7 protein-coding genes and 1 pseudogene are annotated in these 6,237 nt (G+C 61.1%); 5 read left to right on the plus strand and 3 right to left on the minus strand.

Annotated features, from left to right (window positions below; all coding sequences use genetic code 11):
- From ACK41V_RS23070 to ACK41V_RS23080, 3 genes and pseudogenes are all read left to right on the plus strand, one after another.
- A pseudogene (locus ACK41V_RS23070) lies at nucleotides 1-341 on the plus strand (peptidase M48); the annotation flags it as partial.
- Between the two features lie 81 nt (nucleotides 342-422).
- A complete protein-coding gene (locus tag ACK41V_RS23075) occupies nucleotides 423-1,697 on the plus strand; it encodes an RsmB/NOP family class I SAM-dependent RNA methyltransferase (RefSeq protein ID WP_409785928.1) in 1,275 nt (424 codons plus the stop codon).
- Nucleotides 1,698-1,830: 133 nt separating this feature from the next.
- Nucleotides 1,831-3,045, plus strand: a complete 1,215-nt coding sequence (locus tag ACK41V_RS23080) for a fatty acid desaturase (RefSeq protein ID WP_409785930.1) — start codon at nucleotides 1,831-1,833, stop codon at nucleotides 3,043-3,045.
- Between the two features lie 255 nt (nucleotides 3,046-3,300).
- Here ACK41V_RS23080 and rpmG read toward each other — a convergent pair whose 3' ends face one another.
- The 3 genes from rpmG to trxB all read right to left on the minus strand — a co-directional run bounded on the left by rpmG (nucleotide 3,301) and on the right by trxB (nucleotide 4,856).
- Nucleotides 3,301-3,471, minus strand: a complete 171-nt coding sequence (gene rpmG / locus ACK41V_RS23085) for a 50S ribosomal protein L33 (protein ID WP_008904999.1) — start codon at nucleotides 3,469-3,471, stop codon at nucleotides 3,301-3,303.
- Nucleotides 3,472-3,482: 11 nt separating this feature from the next.
- The gene (gene rpmB / locus ACK41V_RS23090) at nucleotides 3,483-3,716 is read right to left on the minus strand and encodes a 50S ribosomal protein L28 (RefSeq protein WP_007859763.1); all 234 of its coding nucleotides are present in this window, start codon (nucleotides 3,714-3,716) and stop codon (nucleotides 3,483-3,485) included.
- 186 nt (nucleotides 3,717-3,902) lie between these two features.
- Complete coding sequence (gene trxB, locus ACK41V_RS23095) at nucleotides 3,903-4,856, minus strand: thioredoxin-disulfide reductase (RefSeq protein WP_409785934.1); 954 nt, start codon at nucleotides 4,854-4,856, stop codon at nucleotides 3,903-3,905.
- A gap of 186 nt (nucleotides 4,857-5,042) precedes the next feature.
- Between trxB and ACK41V_RS23100 the strand changes: the two genes are divergently transcribed.
- Both ACK41V_RS23100 and ACK41V_RS23105 read left to right on the plus strand, forming a co-directional pair.
- Nucleotides 5,043-5,720 (plus strand): Crp/Fnr family transcriptional regulator, encoded by a 678-nt coding sequence (locus ACK41V_RS23100; RefSeq protein WP_409785936.1) that lies wholly within the window; start codon nucleotides 5,043-5,045, stop codon nucleotides 5,718-5,720.
- 60 nt (nucleotides 5,721-5,780) lie between these two features.
- Nucleotides 5,781-6,237 (plus strand): DNA translocase FtsK 4TM domain-containing protein (locus ACK41V_RS23105; RefSeq protein ID WP_409785938.1); only part of this gene is annotated, 457 nt, incomplete at its 3' end.

Raw genomic sequence — 6,237 nt, forward strand, 5'->3', positions numbered from 1 at the left:
GGGCGTGGGAAGAGTTGTCAGGCACTTCGTTCTTCAGCCAGATCGTGCGGCACGACCTCAGCTCTTTTGAACTGGCCGAGCTGCAATCGGAACTGGCCCGTTGCGCGCCGCTGACCCGGTGCTGGCTGGTGCGCAAGAACCTGCGAGAGCATCCGCAACGTCGTGCCTATCTGGTGTTCTTGGAGCTGCCAGGCATGGACGATGAAAGCCGGTACCACCTGTGTCGGTCCATGGAGCGCAATCTGAGCCTGCCGGGCCCTGCGCTCGCGTTGTGGGCAGGCGAATCTCCCAGCTTGAAAGAGATTCAGCGCTATGCGTTTGAGCCGGTCTACACGCGTTGACAAGCGGTTCTGATCGACACCGGTGGCTTGAAGCAGTCGTGTGGTTGGGGATGGATCCGACTACAGTGGGACAATTGGCGGATGCATCCCAAAGTTCTCTTAGACGCCTGCGCCGAACTCGTCAGGCTCACTCTCACGTTTGAACACCCCGCCGACGCGGTGGTGTCACGTTTCTTCCGCGACAACCGGGGCCTTGGCCCCCGCGAGCGCGCCACGCTGGCCGAAACGGTTTACACCGTGCTGCGCAAAAAGCTGTTGTTTGACCACATGGCCCCGTCTGGATCGGGCCCCAAAGAGCGCCGATTGGCCATTTTGGGCTTTTACGGCCCGCGCGATTTTCTCAATGGTGCCCTCACGGATCAGGAGAAAAACTGGCTCGACCAGTGCGACGCCGTGAAGCCTGACGACCTGATGGAGCGCCACCGCCACAACCTGCCCGAATGGCTGGTCAAACCCCTCAAGGACCAACTGGGCACGGGTTTCTGGCCCCTGGTGGAGAGCCTGGCCCAGAGCGCCCCGCTGGATTTGCGCGTCAATGCCCTCAAAGACAAGCGCGCCGATGTGCAAAAAGAACTGGCCAAGGCCGGCATCAAGGCCAGCCCCACGCCCTATTCGCCCTGGGGGCTGCGCATCGACGACAAGCCCGCACTGACCAAACTGGATGCGTTCACACGTGGCGCCATCGAAGTGCAGGATGAAGGCTCGCAACTGCTGGCACTGCTGCTTGACGCCAAGCGCGGGGAGATGGTGGTGGACTTCTGTGCGGGTGCGGGTGGCAAGACATTGGCCATCGGGGCCGGCATGCGCAGCACGGGACGTCTTTATGCCTTCGACGTGTCGGCCCACCGTCTGGACGCATTGAAACCCCGTTTGGCCCGCAGTGGCCTGTCGAACGTGCACCCCGCCGCCATTGCGCATGAGCGCGATGACCGCGTCAAGCGCCTGGCGGGCAAGATCGACCGCGTGCTGGTGGACTCACCTTGTTCGGGCTTGGGCACGCTTCGGCGCAATCCCGACCTCAAGTGGCGCCAATCGGCCAAAGCGGTAGAGGAGCTGGTCGCGAAACAAACCGCCATCCTCGACAGCGCCGCCCGCCTGCTCAAACCGGGTGGCCGCTTGGTGTACGCCACCTGCAGCATCTTGCCGCAGGAAAACGAGGCCATCGCCGAGGCCTTCAGCGCCGCCCACCCTGATTTCGAGTGGGTGGATGCGGGTGATCTGCTCGAGCAGCTCAAGGTGGAAGGTGCCAAGGGCCTGTGCAGCGGCGGTGAGTCTGGCAGTAGATATCTGCGCCTTTGGCCCCACATCCACCAGACGGATGGATTTTTTGCCGCTGTTTGGAGTAAAAAGAGCTGAGTTAGGGCTCCAAAGACGTGAAATCAATGTAAATACCGTGGATGCCGCTGAACCGTTTCGGCGGGCACCACTCTAAAATCAGATGCCCGGTCCGTTAGTGAGCGGGTTCTCTGTGACGTAAGGCTTTCTGACTATGCTGTTACCCGATTGGGCTGTGTTGAACGCTGCCATTGACTGGCTGGGCCATGGGTTGTGGAGCCTGGCTTGGTGGCAGGTGATTTTGTACACCCTGGCGACGACCCACATCACCATCGCTGCGGTCACGATTTTTCTGCACCGCGCTCAGGCGCACCGTTCGCTCGACCTGCACGCCATTCCCTCGCATTTTTTCCGCTTCTGGCTGTGGATTGGCACGGGGATGGTCACGAAGGAGTGGGTGGCCATCCACCGCAAACACCACGCCAAGTGCGAAACCGTGGACGATCCGCACAGCCCCCAGACCCGGGGACTGAACACCGTGATGTGGCGTGGCGCGGAGTTGTACCGCGCTGAGTCCCAAAACATGGAAACCATGAAGAAGTTCGGCCACGGCACGCCCGATGACTGGATGGAGCGCAATGTCTACACCCGCTACGGCTGGCAAGGCGTGGGCCTCATGCTGATCCTGAATCTGGCGCTATTCGGCGCGCTGGGTGCCGCCGTGTGGGCCGTGCAAATGCTGTGGATTCCCTTCTGGGCAGCGGGGGTGGTCAACGGCGTTGGGCACTACTGGGGCTATCGCAATTTTGAAGCCCAGGATGCCAGCACCAATTTGTCGCCCTGGGGTCTCATCATTGGTGGCGAAGAACTGCACAACAACCACCACACTTACCCGACGTCGGCCAAGTTTTCGGTCAAGCCGTATGAGTTTGACATTGGCTGGGCCTACATCAGCCTGATGAAGAAAATCGGCTGGGCCACGGTCAAAAAGGTGCCGCCCAAGCTGCAATTGGGCGATGTGAAGCCCGTGGCCGATGAGAAAACGCTGGAAGCCCTGATCGCCAATCGATACGAAGTGATGGCGGGTTACGCACGGGGTGTTCGCCAGGCGTGCAAGGAAGAGATCGCCGCCCTGCAGGCGCGTCAGGCGGATGCCTCGGTGCTGAAGGCCGCCAAGCGCTGGTTGCACCGTGATGTGGAAAAGGTGCCTGCGGTGGCCCTGCCGCAACTCGCACAGGCCCGCGCTGCCCACCCGGCTTTAGACAAGATGGTGACCATGCGTGAAGAGCTGCGGCAGTTGTGGCTCAATACGTCCCAGTCCCGCGAGCAACTCACGGCCGATTTGCAGGCCTGGTGCCGTCGGGCTGAGGAAAGCGGCATTGCTGCGCTGCGGGATTTCTCGATCAGCCTGCGCGCTGCGCGGGTCTGACGAGCCGATTTTTCGCAGACGCAGCATTCCAAAAAGCCGCTGTGGGCCAAGTGCCTGCAGCGGCTTTTTTGCGCCTGTGCGGCTGGTTGCTGCCAAAGCTTCTGGCGAGGCCTGAGCAGTATGCGGAGTGGCGGGTGTGGATCTTCCTTTCGTTGAACGGGCAATGGTGGAGGGCGTTTGCCTCGTCCGGAGCTGAGCCAATAAAAAAGCCGCCAGACTTAACGTCGGGCGGCTTTTTCAGGGAAAGAGGCTGAATTACTTCAGCTTCATTTCCTTGTATTCCACATGCTTGCGAGCTTTTGGATCAAATTTCATGATCAGCATTTTCTCGGGCATGGTCTTCTTGTTCTTCGTCGTCGTGTAGAAGTGACCGGTACCCGCAGTGGATTCCAGCTTGATCTTGTCGCGTCCGCCTTTGCTTGCCATGGTGCTTCTCCTTAAGCCTGACCACGTGCGCGCAGATCTGCGAGCACCGAGTCGATACCGTTCTTGTCGATCAAACGCAGGGCAGCGCTCGAAACACGCAGGCGAACCCAGCGGTTTTCGGTCTCGACCCAGAAACGGCGGTATTGCAGGTTCGGCAGGAACCGGCGCTTGGTTTTGTTGTTGGCGTGGGAAACGTTGTTCCCGACCATGGGCTTCTTGCCCGTTACGTCGCAGACGCGTGCCATGAGGACACTCCGATACTTTTTAACGGCCGTTCGCTGGGCCCTGGGCTTGTTTGCCCAGGTTGGCTTGCGGCCTCACCTCGCCAGAAAGGGTGGCGGTAACCCGATTGATTTGCCTGTTTCGGAGGACCGCAAAAACGGGCCGAATTCAGCAAAGCCGCAGATTATAGCCTGCGGCCCAGTTTTTCATCAAGACTCTTGTTCCAGGAAGCGCTGGGCGTCCAGCGCGGCCATGCAGCCCGTGCCTGCGCTGGTGATGGCCTGGCGGTACACATGGTCCTGCACGTCACCCGCGGCAAACACGCCCGGCACACTAGTTTGGGTGGCAAATCCCTTGAGGCCACCCTGGGTGATGATGTAGCCGTTCTCCATCTCCAGCTGGCCCTGGAAGATTTCGGTGTTGGGCGCATGGCCGATGGCGATGAAGCAGCCTTGCAGCTTGATGTCTTCGGTGCTGCCGTCCTTGGTGCTCTTGATGCGAATGCCGGTTACGCCGGTGTTGTCGCCCAGCACCTCATCCAGCGTGTTGAACAGCTTGAGTTCGATTTTGCCGGCCGCGACCTTGTCATTGAGCTTGTCCACCAGGATGGGTTCGGCCTTGAACTTGTCGCGGCGGTGCACCAGGGTGACCTTGCGGGCGATGTTGGACAGGTACAGCGCTTCTTCCACGGCCGTATTGCCGCCACCGACCACACAGACATCTTGCTCGCGGTAGAAGAAACCATCGCAAGTGGCGCAGCCCGACACGCCCTTGCCCATGAAGGCCTCTTCCGAAGGCAGGCCCAGGTACTTGGCCGATGCACCCGTGGCCAGGATCAGCGCGTCGCAGGTGTAGGTGCCGCTGTCTCCAGTCAGCGTGAAGGGGCGCTGGCTGAAATCGACCTTGTTGATGTGGTCGAAGATCACCTGCGTCTTGAAGCGCTCGGCGTGCTCCAGAAAACGCTGCATCAGGTCCGGACCCTGCACGCCGTGCACGTCCGCGGGCCAGTTGTCTACCTCGGTCGTGGTCATCAGCTGGCCGCCTTGGGCCATGCCGGTGATGAGCACGGGGTTCAGGTTGGCACGGGCGGCATAGACCGCAGCGGTGTAGCCCGCAGGGCCCGAGCCGAGGATCAGAACTTTCGCGTGTTGGGTGGTGGACATGGTAAAAGCCTGTGTTTTGCGCTCGCTACATGGGGCGCTGTTGGGAAAGCTGGGGGTTGACCCGCCGAGTATCAACCGGCGGCCACTCGAGCGAGAGGCCCCTTTTTCAATCACGGTGATTGTAAGAACCCATTGATAACCCGTTGCGGCTCCGGTTGGGTCGCGCCCCTGAGAGGAGATGTTTGCATGTCGACGATGTTGTCCAATCTGGACCTGTTGCGCCGGGTGCCCTTGTTTTCGCTGCTGACGGTAGCCCAGGCCGAGGTGATCAGTGGTGCGGTGATCAAGCGCCGCTTCAAGCGTGGAGAGCCCCTGGTAGAGCAGGGGCAAAAATCCAATGCCCTGTTCATTCTGCTCACGGGCCGTGCCCGCGTGATGACCTCGGACAGCCGGGGGCGCGAAGTGATCCTGGCCACGTTGGCGCAGGGTGACTACCTGGGCGAGATGAGCATCATCGACAACGAACCCCATTCGGCCACCGTGCGGGCCGAGGTGCAGACCGATGTGCTGATGCTGGGGCGTACCGAGTTTGCCCGTTGCCTGACGGAGAACGCGTCCATGTCACTGGTGGTGATGCGCGGCTTGGTCAAGCGACTGCGCCATGCAGATCGCAAGATCGAGTCGCTCGCGCTGCTGGATGTGTATGGGCGCGTCGCGCACGCACTTCTGGACTTTGCCGCTCCAGATGCACAAGGCCAGCTCATCATCAAAGAAAAAATCTCCCGGCAGGACGTGGCCAAGATGGTGGGGGCCTCCCGCGAAATGGTCAGCCGGGTCATGAAGGACTTGGAGGAGCGCGGCTTTATTGAACTGCTTCCCACAGGCGCCACGTTGTTGAAGGACCGGTTGAACGCGCTGAGCTGATCGCGCCCGTTCGAGCGCCAATGGCCTCCAGAGCTTGCGGTAAGCTCCCCCGGCACGCCTATGACCTATTCCCTCAATACCCTGAACGCCTCCGCCGCGGCCAAGTCGCCGCCTCGCACGGGCGCCGCCCGTTTTGGCCATGAGATTGGCCTGGTCCTGGGGCTTTTGGCCCTTGTTTTCTGGCTGCTGGCGCTGGTCAGTTACTCCGCACAGGATGCCGCCTGGTCGACCTCCGGCGCCAGTGACTCGCGCCTGGTTGCCAACTGGGCGGGCCGATTTGGCGCCTGGCTGTCGGATGGCAGTTACTTTGCGTTGGGTTTCTCCGTGTGGTGGTGCGTGGCTGCGGGCGTGCGCGCGTGGCTGTCGTCGCTGGCACGTTGGATGCGGGGCGGGGAGACCATCGCAGGCGCGGCAAGCCCGATGGCGCGCCGGTCCATCTTCTGGCTGGGCCTTGTGGTGTTGATGTGTTCCAGCACGGCGCTGGAGTGGTCGCGCATGTACCGGTTTGAATCATTTT

It is taken from the genome of Acidovorax sp. (assembly GCF_046291265.1).
Classification (GTDB): Bacteria; Pseudomonadota; Gammaproteobacteria; order Burkholderiales; family Burkholderiaceae_C; genus Acidovorax.

Bases quoted from the DNA above. Each gene is read 5' to 3' on its own strand.
- rpmB (WP_007859763.1), bottom strand. From the start codon at position 3,716: ATGGCACGCGTCTGCGACGTAACGGGCAAGAAGCCCATGGTCGGGAAC.
- ACK41V_RS23075 (WP_409785928.1), top strand. From the start codon at position 423: ATGCATCCCAAAGTTCTCTTAGACGCCTGCGCCGAACTCGTCAGGCTC.
- ACK41V_RS23100 (WP_409785936.1), top strand. From the start codon at position 5,043: ATGTCGACGATGTTGTCCAATCTGGACCTGTTGCGCCGGGTGCCCTTG.
- rpmG (WP_008904999.1), bottom strand. From the start codon at position 3,471: ATGGCAAGCAAAGGCGGACGCGACAAGATCAAGCTGGAATCCACTGCG.
- trxB (WP_409785934.1), bottom strand. From the start codon at position 4,856: ATGTCCACCACCCAACACGCGAAAGTTCTGATCCTCGGCTCGGGCCCT.
- ACK41V_RS23080 (WP_409785930.1), top strand. From the start codon at position 1,831: ATGCTGTTACCCGATTGGGCTGTGTTGAACGCTGCCATTGACTGGCTG.